Source organism: Citrobacter sp. wls718 (genome assembly GCF_005280945.1).
Taxonomy (GTDB): Bacteria; Pseudomonadota; Gammaproteobacteria; order Enterobacterales; family Enterobacteriaceae; genus Citrobacter; species Citrobacter gillenii.
Window position 1 is genome coordinate 1 of the sequence record NZ_SZWV01000104.1, and the last position, 2,582, is coordinate 2,582.

General features: G+C 54.0%; 1 protein-coding gene and 1 pseudogene. Both read right to left on the reverse strand.

Annotation, left to right across the window (positions count from 1 at the left end; genetic code table 11):
* Positions 1 to 30: 30 nt before the first annotated feature.
* Complete coding sequence (locus FDW95_RS20555; RefSeq protein WP_001567324.1) at positions 31 to 2,208, reverse strand: peptidase domain-containing ABC transporter; 2,178 nt, start codon at positions 2,206 to 2,208, stop codon at positions 31 to 33.
* Positions 2,208 to 2,582, reverse strand: a pseudogene (locus FDW95_RS20560) (HlyD family secretion protein); the annotation flags it as partial. The gene FDW95_RS20555 and the pseudogene FDW95_RS20560, both read right to left, overlap by 1 nt.

The window sequence follows — 2,582 nt, forward strand, 5'->3', positions numbered from 1 at the left end:
ATCAGGGGAAGTCCCTTCCATTCGTTAAGGTTAATTTTTGTTCAGCCCATCATCAATGGTGCGCTTGTGCCTCAGCTCCATAAAGCAGCCGTCTGCCAGATACAGAACCCGGTCTGCAGAGGCTATGGTTTCCGGGCGATGGGCTATCAGCAGGACAGGAAGCCCCAGCTGACGTAGTGTCTGGCTTATCTGAATTTCACTTTCAACATCAAGATGGCTGGTCGCTTCATCCAGTAATAAAAATCCCGGTTTCTTGTACAAAGCCCTGGCCAGCAGAATGCGTTGTTTTTGCCCTCCGGAAAGCCCTCCACCGGTTTCACCAATCAGCGTCTGATACCCCATCGGCATAGACATGATATCGCTGTCGATAAGTGCCAGTCTGGCGCACTGGATCATTCGTTCATGATTGCGGTCTCCACTGAAAAAAATGATGTTATCTGCAATGGAGCCCCTGAAAAGATGGTCATCCTGCAGTACGGTACCGATTCGCTGACGTACCTGAAAATAATCCGGGTGGGTATGCGGTATGCCAAATGCCCTGATTGTTCCCTCATCCGGGATGTGGATCCCCAGGATAAGCTTCACCAGTGTCGATTTCCCGCATCCGGATTGACCGGTAATGGCCATCACCTCGCCAGGATGGAGTGTCAGCGACACCCCGCGGAGTATCGGTTTATTCCCTCCCTTGTGGCTGAAGGTTATATGCTCAAGGGATAAAGGAACACGGGCACCGTCGGCCACATCCCCCCGGAATACGGACGGGAAGACAGAAGTATCATTGTCTTCCTGAGCGGGTTGTTGCTGATAGTCTTCTGTCGGGGTCAGCACAATGTCAGCCAGGCGTTCGTTGTAGATATCAAGCATACGCCAGGAAAAATACTTATCGGTCAGGCTGCTGATACTGGATGAAAAACGCATCTGGTAGGACAAATAAGCAACCAGCATGCCGACGGTGAAGGTACCGTTCAGTACTTCCCCGGCACCTTTCCACAAAATAATCGCTGATACCACGCTGCCGGTCAGGGTGTGTGCAATGTCATAGCACATCAGCTGACGGCTCTGTCGCAGCTGCGTATTCCTGCGAACAATGTTGAGGTTCAGCCAGGCGGCCTCACGGTGCGCTGTCACGCCGTTAATTCTCAGGCTCAGAATACCGTTGAGGGTTTCAAGAAAATGCCCGGACTCCCTGGCACCTGCGTCCCAGGCATCTTCTGCCGACTGTCGAAGGGACGGATACCACAACGCCCTCAGCACACCGTAGATAATGGCTGCCAGTACGGCTATCAGCGTCATTTCCGGACTGTACAGCAGCATCATACAGAGCGCAGTTATCACGAGCAACACGTCCAGAATACCTTCCAGTACCTGCGTGGTCAGCGCCTCCTGGATGGTATCCACGGCCTCAAAACGGGCATTGATACTTCCCTTACTGCGCGCATCAAACCAGCCCAGCGGGAGACGCACCAGATGATGGAAAACCCGGGCTGTCCACTGCATGTTAAAATTGACGGACAGAGTTATACTGGCCCACTGGCGTGCCAGCGACAGCAGCATCTGGGTCATTGACAGCAGCAGCAGGGCAATGATTATAACGGTCAGGAGACTTCGATCGGCGGCAACCAGCACTTCATCAATTACCAGCTGGTTGAGAAGTGGACTACTCAGCGTCAGGATTTCCAGCGCCAGGGCAAAAATGATGATGCGCGACATCGCGGCCAGCAGCCCGGGTGTCCTGCCTGTCAGTTGGCGCAGGCGAATTTTTTTTCTTTCATCCCGGGCGGTAAAATCACTGGCCGGCGTCAACTCCAGCGCGACACCGGTGAAATGTTTTCCTGCATCCTGCAGGGAGAGCGTTATCTTCCCTTTGTCCGGGTCGTGGATAACCAGCCTGCTCCCGCGAACTTTATAAAGCACGACGAAATGGTTCATGTTCCAGTGGAGAATGCACGGGAGAGAAAGGGATTTCAGGTCTTCCGGCTCCAGCCGGACGGCCCGGGAGGACAACCGGATACCGGCTGCACACTCTATCAGCCTCTGCAGGGTCATCCCCTGTGTGCTGATACTGAAACGTTCGCGCAGGGTGGGTAAATCTGTCTGCAGACCATGCCAGCAGGCCATCATGACCAGACATGCCAGACCACATTCCGCAGACTCTGTCTGCCGGATGAGGGGGAGCTGTTTTCTCCCGGTCCATTTAAGGGTATCCATTACAGTTTTCCTTTCAGGCTCCAGAGTGGCTCGGTCAGCCACTCCCACAAATGGCGGGTATCCAGGCTGACATCCCCCTCAAGGGTCATGCCGGGGCGCAGGGGTTCCTGTTTTCCATAAGCCAGAATGAAGGTATTCTCAGGTTCGACGATGACGCGGTAGTGCCCTTCATTCTCTTTCCAGGTCACAGGGGATACGGAGAGTAAATCCGAAGGGGTCAGCGTTGTACGGCTTATCTCTCGGATAGTCCCGTACTGAACGCCAAACTTCTGATAGGGGAATGCGGCGAACCGAAGTGCAACACGCTGCCCCGGCTGAATAAAACCGGCATTCTGACTGGTGGCATAGAGTTCTAGACTGGCCCCCTGAATCTC